Source organism: Pseudomonas phytophila, from assembly GCF_025643095.1.
Classification (GTDB): Bacteria; Pseudomonadota; Gammaproteobacteria; order Pseudomonadales; family Pseudomonadaceae; genus Aquipseudomonas; species Aquipseudomonas quasicaspiana.
The window spans coordinates 1927126-1944557 of record NZ_CP081201.1; the positions used below are offsets into that span (position 1 = coordinate 1927126).

The following is a 17432-nucleotide window of genomic DNA, read 5'->3' on the forward strand; positions in this document are numbered from 1 at the left end:
CAGAAGGTATTTCAATTCGATATCTGTGGTTTGTCTGAGAGGGATCTAAATGCTGCGAAGTTATCTGCGATTGGTCTTGTTCACAGCGGGCCTGTTGTTCGGGGTTCAGATACCGGGTTTCATCAGCGATTACGGCAAGCGGGTCGAGGCGCATCTGCTTGAGGCTCAGCAGAGCGTGCGAGGCTATAACGCGACCGCGCAGCAGTTCTTCAAAGGCGATGTGCAGGCGTTGATTCAGCACTACCGCAACAGTGAGGACCCGGTGTTCCGTAGCGACGCCGATACCATCAACACGCTCTTGACCCGCACCCAGGTTCTGGAACGTGAATGGCTGGCCATGCAAGGTCCGTGGTATGCCCGGGCGATTCATGTCGCAGTGGCCGCCGATGCCGATATTCGCAGCGAGACCTGGAATGGTTACACCTGGCAGGTGTTGCTGGCACCCGACGTTATTGCGTGGGGTATCGTCAGCGCGCTGTTGCTGGCGTTCCTGATCGAAAGCTTCTTCCTGATGATCAACTGGGTCGTCAACGGCGGTCGTCGCAAGCATCGTCCGGAGCGGGACTGGCGCTGATCAGGAGTTGCGGTAAGCGTTACAGTGGGAGCGAATTCATTCGCGAAGGCGGCACTCCAGGCGATACGTGGGCTCTGGATGTACCGGCCTCTTCGCGAATGAATTCGCTCCCACGGGAATTTTGTTTGTAGGCTAACCTGGAACTCCCTGCGGTATCGGCTCTGCTGCGCAACAGTGCTACTTCGACAAAAACCTCATCCCTTCTTCCAGCCCTCGCAATGTCAGCGGATACATCTGATCTTCGATCAAATCACGTACGATATTGGTCGACGTCGTGTAGGCCCAGGCGTCTTTTGGGTAGGGGTTGATCCAGATGAGCTTCTTGAACTTGGCGGTAAAGCGCTGCATCCACAAGTAGCCCGGTTCTTCGTTCCAGTGTTCTACACTGCCGCCCGCCTGGGTGATTTCATAGGGCGCCATGGCGGCATCGCCGATGAAGATCACTTTGTAGTCCGCGCCGTATTTATGCAGCAAGTCCTGGGTCGAGAAGCGCTCCGAGCCTCGGCGCATGTTGTTCTTCCACACCGATTCATAGATGAAGTTGTGGAAGTAGAAATACTCAAGATGTTTGAACTCGGTTTTGCACGCCGAGAACAGCTCCTCGCAGACTTTGACGTGGGCATCCATCGAGCCGCCGATGTCGAATAGCAGCAACAGCTTGATGGTGTTGCGTCGTTCGGGGCGCATCTGGATGTTCAGCAGACCTGCGTCGCGAGCGGTGTGGTCAATGGTGCCGTCGATGTCCAGTTCTTCTGTCGCGCCCTGACGGGCGAATTTGCGCAGGCGGCGCAGGGCAATCTTGATGTTGCGCGTGCCCAGCTCCACTTGATCATCGAGATTCTTGTATTCCCGCTGATCCCACACCTTGACCGCTTTGCCTTTGCGCTCGCCAGCGTCGCCAACCCTGATGCCTTCCGGGTTATAGCCGCCGGAGCCGAATGGACTGGTGCCACCCGTGCCGATCCATTTGTTGCCACCGGCATGACGTTCCTTTTGCTCTTCCAGACGCTTCTTGAATTCTTCGATCAGCTTGTCGAGCCCACCCAGTGACTGGATTTGCGCCCGCTCTTCATCCGTCAGAGAGCGCTCGAACTCCTTGCGCAGCCAGTCTTCCGGGATCAGCGCCTTGAGATGATCGTCGAGCTTTTCCAGCCCGTTGAAATAGGCGCTGAACGCTCGGTCAAACTTGTCGAAATGCCGCTCGTCCTTGACCAGAATCGTCCGGGCCAAAAAATAGAACTCATCCATGTCGGCGAAGGTGACACGTTGTTTCAGCGCGTTGATCAGGTCCAGCAGCTCACGTACCGAGACCGGCACCTTGGCGGCGCGCATTTCGTTGAACAGATTGAGGAGCATGGTCTCTCCGGAGTCAGCGGTTGCCGCGACGGCTCATGAATGCCAAGCGCTCAAGTAGCTGCACGTCCTGCTCATTTTTGACCAGCGCGCCGGCCAGTGGCGGAATTGCCTTGGTCGGATCGCGTTCGCGAAGCACGGCCTCACCGATGTTGTCGGCCATCAGCAGTTTCAGCCAGTCCACCAGCTCCGAGGTCGAAGGCTTTTTCTTCAGGCCCGGCACTTTGCGCACGTCGAAGAACACGTCCAGCGCTTCGCTGACCAGGTCTTTCTTGATGTCCGGGTAATGCACGTCGACGATCTTTTGCAGCGTCGCGCGGTCCGGGAAAGCGATGTAGTGAAAGAAGCAGCGACGCAGGAAAGCGTCCGGCAGCTCTTTTTCGTTGTTGGAGGTAATGATAATGATCGGCCGGACTTTGGCCTTGATAGTTTCGTCGGTCTCGTAGACGTAGAACTCCATCTTGTCGAGTTCTTGCAGCAGGTCGTTGGGGAATTCGATGTCGGCCTTGTCGATTTCGTCGATCAGCAGAATGACCCGTTCTTCGGCTTCGAAGGCTTCCCAGAGCTTGCCTTTCTTGAGGTAGTTACGCACGTCGTGGACTTTGTCCACGCCCAGCTGCGAATCCCGCAGGCGGCTGACCGCATCGTACTCATACAGGCCTTGATGGGCCTTGGTGGTGGATTTGATGTGCCAGGTAATCAGCTTCGCGCCGAAGGATTCAGCCAGTTGCTCGGCGAGCATGGTTTTACCAGTGCCGGGCTCGCCCTTGACCAACAGCGGGCGCTCCAGAGTAATGGCCGCGTTGACCGCCAGCTTGAGGTCGTCGGTGGCGACGTATGCGCGGGTGCCTTCAAACTTCATCGGTAAATCCTCGATAAACAATGCGCGGACTATAGCGCGCAGGTCTGGCGGCTGTGAATGTGGGGCGGGTATTCATTGATTGAATGGCGAGGTTGGTGCGCGTCCTACGGGACTGCGTACACTCTGTGGGAGCGAATTCATTCGCGAAGGGGCCTGTACATCCGCAGCCTATGTATCATCTGAAATGCCGCCTTCCCGAATAAATTCGGTCCCACCGGTTCGCTGTGGCCAAGAGCATAAATTCGCTTCCACAGGAATTGCGTTCGCCCCGCGCAAAATTACCCTTTGCTGTTGTCATACCGCGCATTGAACGCCTGCACGAACGCATTCCTCAGGATCTGCAGGAATGCCTGAAACGCGCTGACATCCTGGTTGTGCACGCTCCCGCTCAGTTCAACCCGGGTAGCAAACTGGTTTTCGCTCTGGTTCTTGAGCACGGTTTCGCTGCCGCCCACCACGGCTTCCCAGATGGACCGAAAGAAGCCTTTATTCTGGTTTTCGACATCCTGCTTCCAGTTGAAGACTTCAACATCGCGTAGCAGCGGTTTGATGTAACCACTCAACTGGCCTTTATTCGCTTGAGCTTCGATCACCAGATCGCCTTGCCCGGCATTGAAGTCGAAGTTGCCGTAGGCGGACGCAAAGTCGTTCAGGCGCTTGAGCTGTATGCCGGTGGCACGCAGTCGCAAGTCAAAATCCTCGAAGTTGCTGAACGGATCGAAGGTCGCGGACCCTTCCATTTTTGCGTGCCCTTCGAGGAGCGCCTTGCCTTCGAAGCGGGCATCACGATTGCCCTTAACGTCCTCGACGTTCGTCAGGTTATAGAGGCTGGCGTTGAGCGAGTCGGCCTCGATCTTCACTTTCGGCGTTGTGCTGAAATTATTGAAGGTGATCTTGCCGTCATTGATGCGGACTTCGTTGAGGGTAATCGGTAGCAGCTTGTTTATTTGCTCCTGCCAGTCGGTGCCCTTACCCGTCTGTGACGCTTGCTTGTCGTTGCCGCCGTCGACAAAGTTGATCTCTGGCTGGGCGAATATCATCTCGGCAACCACCGCGTGGTCGTACCACAGATGATTCCAGCTCACCGCCAGATCGATGACGGGTACTTTGACGAATGGCACTGGCACCTTGCCGTCCACCTTGACGATATTCAACCCGTTGATTCTGTAAGCGCCGCGCCACAGCGCCAGATCCACATCCGTGACCTGGCCGCGGTAGTCGCCCATGTTGGCGAGCTTGTCATTGAGGTAGTTGCGGACCAGCAAGGGCAGGGTGATATGCACTGCGATCAACAGCACGATAATCCCGGCCAGAGTCCAGAGTGGCCAGCTATAGCGACGTTTCATGGCAAAGGTCTCAAGTTGCGATGAGTTGTTGACTCCGTGCGTTCGCATCCGTTCGCTGCGACTGGACGCATGCAGGTCATGAGGCATAGGCTTCCAACTCTCTGACATCTGATGAACGTGCACAAGGACACCGCCATGAGCCGTATCTACGCTGACAACGCCCACTCGATCGGCAACACCCCACTGGTGCAGATCAACCGTATCGCCCCCCGTGGAGTCACGATTCTGGCCAAGATCGAGGGCCGCAATCCGGGCTACTCGGTGAAATGCCGGATCGGTGCCAATATGATCTGGGACGCTGAAAGCAAGGGCAAACTCAAGCCCGGCATGACTATCGTCGAACCTACCTCCGGCAACACCGGCATCGGCCTTGCATTTGTCGCCGCAGCACGCGGCTACAAGCTGATGCTGACCATGCCCGCGTCCATGAGCATCGAACGCCGTAAAGTTCTCAAGGCATTGGGTGCCGAACTGGTTTTGACCGAGCCCGCCAAAGGCATGAAAGGCGCTATCGAGAAGGCCGAAGAACTGCTGGCCGGCGATCCTGAAAAATTCTTCATGCCAGCCCAGTTCGAAAACCCGTCCAACCCGGCAATCCATGAAAAAACCACTGGTCCGGAGATCTGGAACGACACGGATGGCGCGGTCGATGTGCTGGTCGCGGGTGTCGGCACCGGGGGGACGATCACCGGGGTTTCTCGCTACATCAAAAACACCGCAGGCAAACCGATTCTGTCTGTTGCCGTGGAACCTATGGTTTCGCCGATCATTACTCAGGCGCTGGCGGGTCAGGAAATCAAGCCAAGCCCGCATAAAATCCAGGGTATTGGCGCTGGCTTCATTCCCAAGAACCTTGACCTGTCCCTCGTCGACCGGGTGGAACTGGTCAGTGACGAAGAAGCCAAAGCCATGGCCCTGCGCTTGATGCAGGAAGAGGGCATTCTTTGCGGTATTTCCTGTGGTGCCGCCATGGCTGCAGCGGTACGCATGGCGGAAACCCCGGAAATGCAGGGCAAAACCATCGTCGTGGTCCTGCCAGACTCGGGCGAGCGTTATCTGTCGAGCATGCTCTTCAGTGACCTGTTTACTGATCAGGAGCTGCAGCAGTAAGACCTCGTTTGCACCGCGCTGCTTCTTGTCAGGTCGGCGAGGGTTTATGATGCCCGGCTGGCGAACCATCTACAGGATGGTTCGCCTTCACGCATGATTATCAAGGCAAGACGTACAGCGGTAAGCAAGGAGAGTTAGATGACGTTTTCATTGGCTGCCAAGGTATCGATCCTGATGCTTTTCGTGTGCAGCACGCTGTATGTGCATTTGCGTGGCAAGGCGCGATTGCCGTTGTTGCGTCAGTTCGTCAATCATTCGGCGTTGTTCGCTCCTTATAACGCCCTGATGTACCTGTTTTCCCGCGTGCCGTCCAAGCCGTATCTGGACCGCAGCGCGTTCCCCGAACTGGATGTGCTCAAGGATAACTGGCAGACCATTCGCGAAGAGGCCATGCATCTGTTCGACGAGGGTTATATCCGGGCTGCCGAGAAGAATAACGATGCCGGTTTCGGTTCGTTCTTCAAGAAGGGCTGGAAGCGTTTTTACCTGAAGTGGTATGACAAAGCCTTGCCGTCCGCTGAGGCTCTTTGTCCGAAGACTGTCGCACTGGTCAACTCCATCCCTAACGTCAAAGGCGCGATGTTCGCTCTGCTGCCCGGTGACAGCCACCTGAACCCGCACCGCGACCCGTTTGCCGGTTCGCTGCGCTATCACCTGGGGCTATCGACGCCTAACTCTGATGATTGCCGCATCTACGTGGATGGTCAGGTCTATGCCTGGCGTGATGGCGAAGACGTCATGTTCGACGAAACCTATGTGCATTGGGTCAAGAACGAGACTGACGTGACCCGCGTGATCCTGTTCTGCGACATTGAACGGCCGTTGCGTTCACGCATCATGACCCGCCTCAATCGCTGGGTCAGCGCATTTCTCGGCCGTGCAACAGCGCCGCAGAACACCGACGATGAACGCGTAGGCGGGATCAACCAGGCCTATGCCTGGAGCAAGCGCTTCAGTGATACCTTCAGCGGCAAGGTCAAGCAGTTCAAACGCAAGAACCCGAAAGCCTACCGGGTGTTGCGCCCGGTGCTGGCGGTGGTGGTGCTTACGTTGTTGGGATATTGGTTGTTTGGGTGAGGTTGAACACAGGTTTCATATAAAACCTGTGCAGACTGTGTGAAAACTACTGCAGGCTGGGCACCTTCGGTGCTACGCGCACAATACTGCGTTAAAAACAGGCGAAAAATGCTCATTTAGAACACAAACCTGTGGGAGCGAATTTATTCGCGAAAGCGGGGGTATCAGGCACCGATGTTCTTCAGGCCTGGCTCCTTCGCGAATAAATTCGCTCCCACGCAATACGCAAACTTCCTTCAGGTTGTCTTCACCGCCGCAGGCCGCAACACCAGCCACAGCGACACCGCAATCAGCGCGCCGCCGTAGACGTGCACCATCGACAGCGGCTCATCCAGAAATAACGCACCCCACAGTACGCCGAACGGCGGAATCATGAACGTGACCGTCATTGAACTGAGCGGGCCGATGCTGCTCATCAGGCGGAAATACAGGATGTAGGCCAGAGCGGTGCAAACGAGGCCCAGACCCAGCAGCGATACCCAGACACTGACGCCACCCCAACTGGCAGGCGGGTCGGTGAACACGCGATAGCCAAAAAAAGGCAGCAGCAACAAGGTTGCGCCAAGCATGCTGCCCAGTGCTGAAAGACGACTGTCCAGTCCGCCCTGACGGTCCAGCCAGCGGCGGGTCAGGAAGCCGGCGAACGCATAACACGTGGTCGCCAGCAGGCAGGCGAGGGCACCCATCAACAGCTCAAGGTTGAAAGCCACCGGTCCTGCACGCGTCAGGATGCCGACACCGACCAACCCCAGAAAGACGCCGCAGATCTTCACTGCCGAGAGCTTCTCACTGAAGAACAACCCGCCGACTAATACGCCCATCAGGGGTGTCGTGGCATTGAAAATCGACGAGTAACCGGCAGGCAGCGTTTGCGCTGCAATCGAGTAAAGCGTCGCTGGCAGCCCTGAGTTGATTACCCCCAGCAGCATGCAGGTCTTGAGCTTGCCACGAAAATCCAGGTGCACGCGCATCAACAGGAAAATGATCAGCAGGCCTGCTGCGGCAATGGACACACGAAAAAAGGCAGTCGGCACGCTGCCCAATACGGGCGCAACAATGCGCATGAACAGAAAGCTCGCGCCCCAGATGGCGGCGAGCACCAGCAGGTTGACGATATCGGCAGGTTTCATGAAAGGTCCTTCTTGTTAGAAGGGCGGGAGTTTTACCGGGAGATGGATGCTGTTGCAATGATTTGTAACGTTATTGGCAATTGTCTGATTTCGATGTCGCGCTACCGCACGTAACTGGTAATAAAACCTGATAACTCGTCATACAACTGTGTGAAATTGTTAAACATTTAATACTTCAAATTATCGATATCCGGTCATTAATTTATTCTCTCCTCTGCCGACACAACGTATTAGGTTGCCGCAACGCAGTCAACGCTGCCAGGTGACTTTAATCCAACGCCAATGTATTGGCTTCATGTCTTGGAGGGCCCGTATTTCAAGGGCCTCAGCAATCGCCATGAAAAATACAAATCTATTAAAACTATCGCATTCCACCGTTTTAATCGGTTTGTGATCGGAGAGGAAGTGTCGTGATGGCTTTGAAGTTTCGTCATAAAATTCTGCTGGCTGCCTCGATCATCGTGGTATTGGCGTTCGCGTTATTCACGCTGTACAACGATTATCTGCAGCGCAATACGATTACCAAAAACCTTGAAAACTCGGTGGCTCAAGCCGGTGAGCTGACAGCGACTGGCATTCAGAGCTGGTTGAGCGGACGCATTCTTATTCTGGAAAACCTGGGGCAAAACGTTGCCCGACAAGGGACCAAGAGTGATCTGGGCGGCCTGGTAGGCCAACCGTCGCTGACGTCGACGTTCCAGTTCACTTACATCGGTGATACCGAGGGCGTGTTCACTCAACGACCTGACGCCGAAATGCCTGCCGGGTACGACCCTCGCAAGCGTCCCTGGTACACCTCGACGGTAACCGCCGACAAGACCATCATCAGCGCGCCTTACCTGGCCTCGGTAGGTGGATTGGTGGTGACCATCGCCAGTCCGATCAAGATCAATGGCAAGCTTGCGGGTGTTGCAGGCGGCGACCTGAGCTTGGAGACCCTGGTCAAAATCGTTAACTCGGTAGAGTTCGGCGGTCTGGGGCATGCCTTCCTGGTCAGCGGCGACGGACAAGTCATCGTCAGCCCGGACAAAGACCAGGTGATGAAAAATCTCAAGGACATCTACCCAGGGCAAACCCTGACCCTGGACAAGAAGTTGCGTGAAGTCACCCTCAACGGCCAGCAACGCTTGCTGTCGTTTGCCCCGATCAGCGGGTTGCTGGGGGCGGACTGGTACATCGGACTGTCGATCGATAAAGATAAAGCCTACGCGCCACTGGGCGAATTCCGGACCTCAGCGCTTATTGCAATGGTGGTGGCCGTCATCGTGATCGCCTTGCTGTTGAGCCTTCTGATCAGTGCGCTGATGCGTCCGCTGACAGCGATGGGCCGTGCGATGCAGGACATCGCGCAGGGTGAGGGTGATCTGACCCGCCGCCTGAGCATTCAGGGCAAGGATGAATTTGCCGAGTTGGGTGGCTCATTCAACCAGTTCGTCGAGCGCGTGCACGCGTCAATCTCGGAAGTTTCTTCAGCGACGCTGCTGGTTCATGACCTGTCGCAACGGGTAGAGCAGTCGTCCAATTCCTCGATTCTTGGTTTTGACGAGCAGAGCGCCCGGACCAATAGCGTGGCCGCCGCGATCAATGAACTTGGCGCTGCTACTCAGGAGATCGCCCGCAACGCTTCCGATGCTTCCGCTCAGGCCAGTCAGGCCCGCGAACAGGCAGAAGACAGCCGCGCAGTGGTGGAAAAAACCATTCAGGCAATGACCGGTCTTTCATCCAAGATCAGCGATTCCTGCACGCAAGTCGAAACCCTGAACACCAGCACTGAAAACATCGGGCAGATTCTCGACGTGATCAAAAGCATCTCGCAGCAGACCAATTTGCTGGCGCTCAATGCCGCAATCGAGGCCGCGCGCGCAGGTGAAGCCGGTCGTGGCTTTGCGGTAGTAGCCGATGAAGTACGTAACCTGGCGCACCGCACTCAAGAGTCTGCCGATCAGGTGCACAAGATGATCGGCGAGTTGCAGCAGGGCTCTCATGACGCCGTGGAGAACATGAACCAGAGTCAGGCCAGCAGCCGCGACAGCGTTGACGTCGCCAATCAGGCGGGCATTCGACTGACCAGCGTCACCCAGCGCATCAGCGAAATCGACGGTATGAATCAGTCAGTGGCGGCTGCCACTGAAGAGCAGACCGCCGTGGTGGAAACACTCAACGTCGATATCAGCCAGATCAACATGCTGAACCAGCAGGGCGTCGCCAACCTCAACGAAACCCTGTCCGACTGCGCCGCGCTTTCGCAACAGGCAGGTCGTCTGAAACAGTTGGTGGCAAGCTTCAAGATCTGACCGATCCATCGGTGAATGTCAGCAAAGGCCAGCGAGCGTTGCAGTTCCTGGCCTTTTTTCAGCGCAAAGGAGAGTGCGCGATATTCAAAGACTCAGGTTTATTCGTAATCCGGAAGTTTTACCTTCTCCGAATCACGAAGGAACAGATTGGAAAATGCTTTGCGTATCATGGGTTGACCGGCAATACGCATTGCGCCCCTGAGTAACGTCAGTCCCCCGCGAGTGTGAGGCCAGAGCATACGTGGAACAATCTTCGGAACGCCTTGGCCTTCTTTCACGAATGGCCGCATCACTCGCTCGTACGCTGCAAGCGCGGACGGCAGATCCTCAGTCCTCGACAGCTCGCCCGCCAATACGTATCCACCGACAATCGCGAGGGTGGTGCCGATACCCGACAGGGGAGTAGCGCACCAGGCAGCGTCGCCAGTCAGGACAACCCGATCGTCATACCACCGGTTCATCCTCACCTGCCGAAGGACATCAAAATAGAAATCGTCTGTCCTGGACATACCGTCGAGAATGCGCGGGAAGTGCCATCCTGCATCCGAGAATTTCTCTTGCAGGAACTGCTTCTGACGCTCGGTATCCCACTGGTTTTCACCCTCGGGTTTCTTCTGCATCCCCATGTAAACATGGACAGTGTCCTGTCGACCTGGCTTCAGCGTTGCCCCGATACCGCCAACGGTATTGTATTGACGGGCAAACACTCCATCCTCGGACGTCCTGGGGATGGCGAAGTAGGCGATAGTAATATCCATCCACTTCGGCTTGTTCTCTCCCGGGAAAACCAGTTCGCGGGTGGGTGAGCCAACCCCTTCTGCAACGATGACGAGATCGTAGCGATCGCTTGGGCTGTTCTCGAAATGCACGGTGACACCATGGGCATCCTGCTCTAGCGCCTTGATTGTTTCGTTGAAGCGATAGTTTGAACGCTGACTTGCGGGTTCATAGATCATGCTGGCGATATCGCCGCGCATTATTTCCAGCTCGGCTGTTGGCCCGTCGCCTATGTCCTCGACTGCAAATCGCGCGATGGTGTTGTCATGTTCGTCGACCCAGTCCGTGCCCGCCTCACCGGTAGTGAGGTCGAGAGCCGCTTGCTCCAGCCCCATCTTTCGCAAGACTTGGCGACCAGCGCCACGCACGTCCACGTTTTGCCCGCCATCGCGAAATTGAGGGGCCTTTTCTATAACGGTCACATCAAAGCCATGGCGGGAAAGCCACCACGCTGTGGTGTTGCCTGCAACACTTGCCCCACTGATGAGGATTCTTCTGGACATGCGGATTCTCCTGTAATCCGCACTTTGTATCACGCGTGATATAAATAAACATCACGCGTGATACAAAATGTTACTCTTCCAGATTGCCGATGAAGCGCTGGAGCAACGTAACGAAAACCGTAGCCTCTTCTGGACTGAAGCCTTCCAGGCCACGTGCATTGGTGTCGAGCAAAACCTGTTTTCCCAATGCCGCCACCTCCTGACCTCGCGCTGTGATGCTCACGTTGGCAGCACGCTTGTTTGTGGCAACAACGGAACGCTGGATGAGGCCAGCAGCTTCCAGCTTGTCCAGAGTCGCAACCATTGCGGGCTGTTTGACGGCAGAGGCTTTTACAAGGTCGCGCTGAAGCATGGGGCCGCGCCAGGCAAGCCACAATAACGGGCCGAGCAGGGTTAGCGAAATACCGTGAGACCGTAACGCGGCATCGGTCGCGCGGTTGAACACGCGTTCCGCGTGATTGGCGAGATAGCCGGGAGCGACGGCGGCTTCCGGGTGGATGTCTTTATCATTCTTCATCGGAGCATTTTGTCGGATTTTGAAAGGTTCCACTACCTGCGGCCAGCGTCTAGTTTTAAACAGCAAGTCCCTTGCCCAATCTGCGTTCATGCAGCGAAACCAGAAATAGTGAAAAACTCCGAGAAAATCTACAAACCTGCATTCATCCGTTCTGAATATCACGTAAGACTGATCCCGATCACGCTCTTCTCGTCCGACAAACCTTTGATTTTCTGGCGTAATCCCTGACAATCGCGCCCCTCTTTTCTGAGGGGACGCGAAACTGCCCGGTTTATCTGACGCGTCCCTGCCATGTTGTATTAACCGGCACGGAGATTCGACCGGATGAATGATCAGGCCAATAGCGTCGAACAGCGTTTTGATGCAGCCGCTACACCGATTGCGGCATGGAGTCGTCATGACACCACCTGGATGCTCGGGTTGTTCGGCACCGCCATCGGCGCAGGTACGTTGTTCTTGCCCATCAACGCAGGTATTGGCGGCTTCTGGCCGTTGCTGGCCCTGGCGTTGCTGGCGTTTCCGATGACCTACTACGCGCATCGCGGTTTGACCCGCTTTGTGCTGTCCGGCCGTGAAGGCGCAGACATCACGGAAGTCGTTGAGCAGCACTTCGGCAAAAGCGCCGGGACGCTGATCACCGCGTTGTACTTCTTTGCGATCTTCCCGATTCTGCTGATCTACAGTGTGGCGCTGACCAATACCGTTGGCAGCTTTCTTGAGCACCAGCTTCACATCCAGCCGCCGCCCCGCGCCTTGCTGGCGTTTGTGCTGATCCTCGGGTTGCTGGCAGTTGTGCGCTGTGGAGAACGGTTCATCGTCAAGGCCATGAGCCTGATGGTCTACCCGTTCATCGTGGCGTTGCTTTTCCTGGCGGTGTTCCTGATTCCGCACTGGAACGGCGGCATTCTTAGCACGGCCACCACGGTGCCGGAGCCTTCGGCATTCCTGCATACCTTCTGGCTGGCAATTCCGGTGATGGTGTTCTCCTTCAACCATTCGCCGATCATCTCGGCGTTTGCCGTTGACCAGAAGCGCATGTACGGCGATCAGGCTGAAGGTCGCAGTTCGGAGATTCTGGCGCGGGCTCACGGTTTGATGGTGGTCATGGTGATGTTCTTCGTGTTCAGCTGCGTGCTGACCCTGTCGCCAGCACAACTGGCTGAAGCCAAGACCCAGAACATTTCGATCCTGTCGTATCTGGCTAACCATTTCAGCAACCCGACGATTGCCTTCGTGGCACCGCTGATTGCTTTCGTGGCGATTGCCAAATCATTCCTGGGCCACTACATCGGTGCCAGTGAAGGTTTGAAAGGCATCGTGGTGAGAACCGGCCTGCGTCCCGCGCCCAAAGCGCTTGATCGCCTCACCGCAGCCATGATGCTGGTGGTGTGCTGGGTTGTAGCGACACTTAACCCAAGCATCCTCGGCATGATCGAAACCCTTGGCGGGCCGATCATTACCGCGTTGCTGTTTCTGATGCCGATGTACGCCATCCACAAAGTCCCGGCCATGCGTCAATACGCAGGCAAGGCGTCCAACGTGTTTGTGGTGATTGTGGGTGTGGTGTCGATGCTGGCGCTGGTGTATTCGTTGATGCAGTAATCTTTGAACAGGTAATACACAGTCTCAATTGAAACGCGATCCCCTGTGGGAGCTGAGCTTGCTCGCGATAAGGCTGGACGCGATCTAAAGTGAACCGCGTCCAGCCTTATCGCGAGCAAGCTCAGCTCCCACAGGATGTCTGTTTGCCTCAATGAAGTGTCAGTCAGGGGACTACTCACTGCGCCGGGTAGTCCGCCACGACCCGCTCTTCACCCGAAGCCGTCAGACCAATAATCTGATGGGCGCTTCTTCGATTACCCGACTCCATACCCGGCGAACCCATCGGCATGCCGGGTGCAGCGACGCCGATCAGGTCTTTCTGGGCCACGAGTTCACGGATCTCTGAAACCGGCACATGACCTTCGACAAACTTGCCATTGATCACGCCGGTATGACATGAGCCTAGTTTCTCGGGCACGCCGAGTTTTTTCTTCACCGCGCTCATATTGTCTTCAGGATGATCATTCACGGTAAAACCGTTTTCCTTGAGGTACGCCATCCACTTGGTGCAGCAACCGCAATTCGGGTCGCGGTAGACGTCGATGGTTTGCGGCGCGGCATGCAGCAGCGCGCTGAAACCGAGGAGGGCGATCAGGCTGGCTTGTTTGATCTTCGAAAGCGTCATGAGAGATGTGCTCAAGGATGTTCAAAGTGCAGAGGCTACACGGGTTGTGAGGGCTGGAAAATACCTTGGTCCGCAGCACCCTTATCGCGGGCAAGCCTCGCTCCCACATGAAAATAACATTCTCCTGTGGGAGCGAGGCTTGCCCGCGATAAGGGCTACAAAGTTTTCAGCTGGATTGCGTTAGCTTAGGCTCAATAAGCCGCCACCAACCCATCCTTCCTCGGATCAGTCCCGCCCACATACCCATGCGCCGTACGCTGGATGATCTGGGCGCCGCCAAAGGCAAACACGCCACTTGGCTCTTCGACATCAATGTCATGACCTTTGGCGCGCAGGGCTTTGACCACTTCAGGGTCAAACGCACGCTCCACGGCAACCTTCAGACCGGACTCGATCCTCCAGCGCGGTGCGTCGGCAGCGGCCTGCGGGTTCTGTTTGTAACGCAGAATGCGCATCATCATCTGCAAATGACCCTGCGCCTGCATTGGACCGCCCATCAAGCCGAAGGACATCAACGGCGTACCGTCGGCGTTCATCACAAAGCCGGGGATGATGGTGTGGAACGGGCGCTTGCGCGGTGCCACGTAATTAACGTGCTGCGGATCAAGCGAGAAGCCTGCGCCACGGTTCTGCATGCTGATGCCGGTACCTGGCACTACAACACCGGAACCGAAGCCCATGTAGTTGGACTGGATGAACGAGATCATCATGCCGCTTTCATCGGCTGCTGACAGGTACACCGTGCCACCCGGTTTTGGCGAGCCGTGCCCCGGATTCGCAGCCTGATCAGTCACCAGTCCGGCGCGCTCCATCAGGTAGGCCTTGCCCAGCAAATCCTCGGAAGGTACACGCATGTGATCGCTGTCGGCGACGTGTTCGTCCAGGTCAGCCAAGGCCAGTTTCATGGCTTCAAGCACTGGGTGAACGGTTTCAAGGCTGTCCACCGGATGCTCGCCGACACCCAGCGCTTCAAGCATGGTTAAACCGGCAAGCGTTGCAATGCCCTGGCCATTCGGTGGCAGTTCATGAACGACGGCACCGGCATACGGCACTGACAGTGTTTCGATCCAGTCCACGGTGTGCGTTGCCAGATCGTCGAGGCTCATGACGCTGCCATTGGCGTTGGCATGGGCAATGATTGCCTCTGCCAGTTCACCACGATAGAACGCTTCGCCCTTGGTTTGGGCGATCAGTTCCAGGGTGCGGGCGTGGTCCTTGAGTTTGATTTTCTCGCCAGCCAGCGGCGCCTTGCCATCCGGCATGAAACACTCGGCAAAGCCCGGTTGATCCTTGAGCAACTGCGAGCCGCGCTTCCACAGCTCGGCGATGATCGGCGTGACCTGATAGCCATCGCGGGCATAGCCAATCGCTGGTTCAGCCAATGTGGCGAACGGCAACTTGCCGTAACGCTCCGACAACTCAACCCAGGCCGACACCGCACCCGGCACGCTGACCGCAGGCCAGCCACGTTGCGGCATCTGGCTCTGGCCAGCGAAATACTCGGGCGTCCAGGCCTGCGGTGCGCGACCGGAAGCGTTCAGACCTTGCAGCTTGTTGCCGTCCCAGACAATAGCGAAGGCATCGCTGCCAATCCCGCAACCAGTGGGCTCGACCACGGTGAGCACCATGGCCGCAGCGATAGCGGCGTCGACCGCGTTGCCGCCCTTGCGCAGCATGTCCAGCCCGGCCTGAGCGGCCAGTGGCTGGGAGCAGGCGACCATGTTGTTGCCCATCACCGGCGAACGTGCCGAAGCGTAAGGTTGGCTGTAATCCAGATCATCGAACATATGCGTTTCTCTTTGGCAGAATAACGAAAGGTTTAGCCTTTGGGGTCCAGCGCATCGCGCAGGCCGTCACCCAGCAGGTTGAAACACAGGACCGTGATGTAGATCGCCACGCCGGGCGCAATCGACATCCACGGAGCCTGCTCCATGAAATTCTTTGCAGTATTGAGCATCGAGCCCCAGGACGGCGAGGGTGGTTGCTGACCCAGGCCGAGGAACGACAGGCTGGCTTCGGCCAGAATCGCCGAAGCAATGGTCAGCGTGGCTTGCACCACCAGCGGCGACATCACGTTGGGCAGCACGTAACGCAGGATGATCCAGCGATCCGGCAGGCCAATAGCGCGTGCACCTTCCAGATAATCCTCGTGCTTGATCGACAGCACCTGACCGCGGGTCAGCCGGGCGAAGATCGGCATGGCGGAGAGGCCGATGGCGATCATCGCGTTGGTCAGGCTTGGGCCGAGAAACGCGCCCAGTGCGATGGCCAGTACCAGAAACGGGCAGGACAGCAGCGCCTCCATGACCTGGGAAATGATCATGTCCAGCTTGCCGCCGAAGTACCCGGCCAGCAGGCCCAGGGGCACGCCGATAAACATGGCGATGGCCACCGAAACACCACCGGCCAGCAGCGAACTGCGAGCGCCAAACAGCAACCGCGAAAACAGATCCCGGCCCAGTTCGTCGGTGCCCAGCCAGTACATCAGCGAGGGCGCTTTACGCACGGCGAGGAAGTTGGCTTTCAGCGGGTCATGGGGCGCAATCCATGGCGCCAGAAGGGCCGCCAGGACAAACAGCAGTAACACCGCCGCGCCAATCACCGCGCCTTTGTTGGCGAGGAATTTCTTCAGGAACGGCGAGCGGCTGCGGGGCAGGATCGCGCTGTGCGGGAGGCTGGCAATAGCGGTCATCAGGCAGTCCTCAGGCGCGGGTTGATCAGACGGTAAAGCACGTCGGCCAGCAAGTTCAGCATCAGGAAGCCAATCGCGACACACAACACCACGCCTTGCACCACGGCGTAATCACGATTGAACACGGCATCGACGATCATCTTGCCGAAGCCCGGAATACTGAACACCTGCTCGGTGAGTACTGCGCCGCCAAGCAGTTCACCGAACAGCAACGTGGTCAGCGTCACGATGGGCATCAGCGCGTTGCGCAGCGCGTGCTTGAGAATCACCGTGCGCGGGAACAACCCTTTGGCCCGGGCAGTACGGACGTAGTCGGTACGCAACACTTCGAGCATGGCGCTACGGGTGTGGCGCATGAGAATCCCCGACAACCCGGCACCCAATACGAAGGCTGGCAAAATCAACGTCTTCAGGTTTTGCCCGAAATCCTCGCCCATGGGCACGAAACCAGAGGCGGGCAGCCATTGCAGTTTCACCGCGAAGATCATGATCAGCAGGATGCCTAGCCAGAAGTGCGGAATGGAAATCCCCGACAGCGCCACGACGTTGGCCCCGTAATCCACGGCGGTGCCTTTGCGCACCGCCGAGATAATCCCGGTGGGGATGCCGATCAGCAACGCAATCAGCAAGGCCAGCACCGCCAGCTCAATGGTCACCGGCAACTTGGACGCCAGCAGCGTGGTCACCGGTTGCTCAGTGCGCAACGAGGTGCCGAAGTCGCCGGTCAGCACGTTGCCGACCCAGTTCAGGTACTGCAACGGGATCGGGTCATCGAGCCGGTACTTGTCGCGCAGGTATTCCATGACCGCCGGATCGCGTTCTTCCCCGGCCATGGCCAGCACCGGGTCACCCGGCAGCAGCTTCTGCAGGGTGAAGACGAACAGCGAAACCAGAATCAGCGTCGGAATCGAGCTGAGCAGGCGTCGCAGGATAAACATCAGCATGCCGGAACCTCGCAGGTGCGTCCGTC

15 protein-coding genes and 1 pseudogene are annotated in these 17432 nt (G+C 57.1%); 6 read left to right on the forward strand and 10 right to left on the reverse strand.

Annotated features, from left to right (window positions below):
* Nucleotides 1–49: 49 nt before the first annotated feature.
* A complete protein-coding gene (locus tag K3169_RS08665; RefSeq protein WP_099269107.1) occupies nt 50–574 on the forward strand; it encodes a DUF2937 family protein in 525 nt (174 codons plus the stop codon).
* 177 nt (nt 575–751) lie between these two features.
* On the opposite strand, the gene K3169_RS08670 is transcribed toward K3169_RS08665, so the two are convergent.
* The 3 genes from K3169_RS08670 to K3169_RS08680 form a co-directional block, all read right to left on the reverse strand.
* On the reverse strand, nt 752–1930 hold the full coding sequence (locus tag K3169_RS08670) for a vWA domain-containing protein (RefSeq protein ID WP_263271034.1): 1179 nt from the start codon (nt 1928–1930) through the stop codon (nt 752–754).
* Between the two features lie 13 nt (nt 1931–1943).
* On the reverse strand, nt 1944–2789 hold the full coding sequence (locus tag K3169_RS08675) for an AAA family ATPase (protein ID WP_027901874.1): 846 nt from the start codon (nt 2787–2789) through the stop codon (nt 1944–1946).
* Between the two features lie 278 nt (nt 2790–3067).
* A complete protein-coding gene (locus K3169_RS08680; RefSeq protein WP_099269135.1) occupies nt 3068–4135 on the reverse strand; it encodes a DUF748 domain-containing protein in 1068 nt (355 codons plus the stop codon).
* Between the two features lie 135 nt (nt 4136–4270).
* Between K3169_RS08680 and cysK the strand changes: the two genes are divergently transcribed.
* Both cysK and K3169_RS08690 read left to right on the forward strand, forming a co-directional pair.
* Entirely contained in the window at nt 4271–5245 is a 975-nt protein-coding gene (gene cysK, locus K3169_RS08685; RefSeq protein ID WP_263271037.1) for a cysteine synthase A, read from the forward strand.
* 138 nt (nt 5246–5383) lie between these two features.
* A complete protein-coding gene (locus K3169_RS08690) occupies nt 5384–6322 on the forward strand; it encodes an aspartyl/asparaginyl beta-hydroxylase domain-containing protein (protein WP_122707676.1) in 939 nt (312 codons plus the stop codon).
* 236 nt (nt 6323–6558) lie between these two features.
* Here K3169_RS08690 and K3169_RS08695 read toward each other — a convergent pair whose 3' ends face one another.
* Nucleotides 6559–7452: a DMT family transporter gene (locus tag K3169_RS08695; protein ID WP_099269109.1), complete on the reverse strand. Its 894-nt coding sequence runs from the start codon at nt 7450–7452 to the stop codon at nt 6559–6561.
* 413 nt (nt 7453–7865) lie between these two features.
* On the opposite strand from K3169_RS08695, the pseudogene K3169_RS29730 reads away from it, so the two are divergent.
* Together K3169_RS29730 and K3169_RS29735 are read left to right on the forward strand one after the other, a co-directional pair.
* A pseudogene (locus K3169_RS29730) lies at nt 7866–8840 on the forward strand (cache domain-containing protein); the annotation flags it as partial.
* A 180-nt stretch (nt 8841–9020) separates the two neighbouring features.
* A complete protein-coding gene (locus K3169_RS29735) occupies nt 9021–9746 on the forward strand; it encodes a methyl-accepting chemotaxis protein (RefSeq protein WP_411567045.1) in 726 nt (241 codons plus the stop codon).
* A gap of 98 nt (nt 9747–9844) precedes the next feature.
* Here K3169_RS29735 and K3169_RS08705 read toward each other — a convergent pair whose 3' ends face one another.
* Together K3169_RS08705 and K3169_RS08710 are read right to left on the reverse strand one after the other, a co-directional pair.
* On the reverse strand, nt 9845–11026 hold the full coding sequence (locus tag K3169_RS08705; RefSeq protein WP_099269111.1) for an FAD-dependent monooxygenase: 1182 nt from the start codon (nt 11024–11026) through the stop codon (nt 9845–9847).
* A gap of 70 nt (nt 11027–11096) precedes the next feature.
* On the reverse strand, nt 11097–11633 hold the full coding sequence (locus tag K3169_RS08710; RefSeq protein ID WP_231675566.1) for a MarR family winged helix-turn-helix transcriptional regulator: 537 nt from the start codon (nt 11631–11633) through the stop codon (nt 11097–11099).
* Between the two features lie 234 nt (nt 11634–11867).
* Between K3169_RS08710 and K3169_RS08715 the strand changes: the two genes are divergently transcribed.
* Nucleotides 11868–13145, forward strand: coding sequence for an aromatic amino acid transport family protein (locus tag K3169_RS08715; protein WP_231675565.1), 1278 nt, complete (start codon nt 11868–11870; stop codon nt 13143–13145).
* A gap of 175 nt (nt 13146–13320) precedes the next feature.
* On the opposite strand, the gene K3169_RS08720 is transcribed toward K3169_RS08715, so the two are convergent.
* The 4 genes from K3169_RS08720 to K3169_RS08735 form a co-directional block, all read right to left on the reverse strand.
* Entirely contained in the window at nt 13321–13770 is a 450-nt protein-coding gene (locus tag K3169_RS08720) for a DUF411 domain-containing protein (protein ID WP_263272248.1), read from the reverse strand.
* 191 nt (nt 13771–13961) lie between these two features.
* Nucleotides 13962–15557 (reverse strand): gamma-glutamyltransferase family protein, encoded by a 1596-nt coding sequence (locus tag K3169_RS08725; RefSeq protein WP_231675056.1) that lies wholly within the window; start codon nt 15555–15557, stop codon nt 13962–13964.
* Between the two features lie 32 nt (nt 15558–15589).
* Entirely contained in the window at nt 15590–16462 is an 873-nt protein-coding gene (locus tag K3169_RS08730) for an ABC transporter permease (RefSeq protein WP_027898079.1), read from the reverse strand.
* Nucleotides 16462–17406 carry an ABC transporter permease gene (locus K3169_RS08735; RefSeq protein WP_027898078.1) on the reverse strand — a complete coding sequence of 315 codons (945 nt, stop codon included), beginning with the start codon at nt 17404–17406 and terminating at the stop codon, nt 16462–16464. The genes K3169_RS08730 and K3169_RS08735 overlap by 1 nt, the downstream gene beginning before the upstream one ends.
* Nucleotides 17407–17432 lie beyond the last annotated feature (26 nt).

Coding starts and splice junctions, on each gene's coding strand:
- K3169_RS08735 (WP_027898078.1), bottom strand. CDS start 17,406: ATGCTGATGTTTATCCTGCGACGCCTGCTCAGCTCGATTCCGACGCTG.
- K3169_RS08665 (WP_099269107.1), top strand. CDS start 50: ATGCTGCGAAGTTATCTGCGATTGGTCTTGTTCACAGCGGGCCTGTTG.
- K3169_RS08670 (WP_263271034.1), bottom strand. CDS start 1,930: ATGCTCCTCAATCTGTTCAACGAAATGCGCGCCGCCAAGGTGCCGGTC.
- K3169_RS08675 (WP_027901874.1), bottom strand. CDS start 2,789: ATGAAGTTTGAAGGCACCCGCGCATACGTCGCCACCGACGACCTCAAG.
- K3169_RS08690 (WP_122707676.1), top strand. CDS start 5,384: ATGACGTTTTCATTGGCTGCCAAGGTATCGATCCTGATGCTTTTCGTG.
- K3169_RS08705 (WP_099269111.1), bottom strand. CDS start 11,026: ATGTCCAGAAGAATCCTCATCAGTGGGGCAAGTGTTGCAGGCAACACC.
- K3169_RS08715 (WP_231675565.1), top strand. CDS start 11,868: ATGAATGATCAGGCCAATAGCGTCGAACAGCGTTTTGATGCAGCCGCT.
- K3169_RS08730 (WP_027898079.1), bottom strand. CDS start 16,462: ATGACCGCTATTGCCAGCCTCCCGCACAGCGCGATCCTGCCCCGCAGC.
- K3169_RS08725 (WP_231675056.1), bottom strand. CDS start 15,557: ATGTTCGATGATCTGGATTACAGCCAACCTTACGCTTCGGCACGTTCG.
- K3169_RS08710 (WP_231675566.1), bottom strand. CDS start 11,633: ATGAACGCAGATTGGGCAAGGGACTTGCTGTTTAAAACTAGACGCTGG.
- K3169_RS08720 (WP_263272248.1), bottom strand. CDS start 13,770: ATGACGCTTTCGAAGATCAAACAAGCCAGCCTGATCGCCCTCCTCGGT.
- cysK (WP_263271037.1), top strand. CDS start 4,271: ATGAGCCGTATCTACGCTGACAACGCCCACTCGATCGGCAACACCCCA.
- K3169_RS08680 (WP_099269135.1), bottom strand. CDS start 4,135: ATGAAACGTCGCTATAGCTGGCCACTCTGGACTCTGGCCGGGATTATC.
- K3169_RS08695 (WP_099269109.1), bottom strand. CDS start 7,452: ATGAAACCTGCCGATATCGTCAACCTGCTGGTGCTCGCCGCCATCTGG.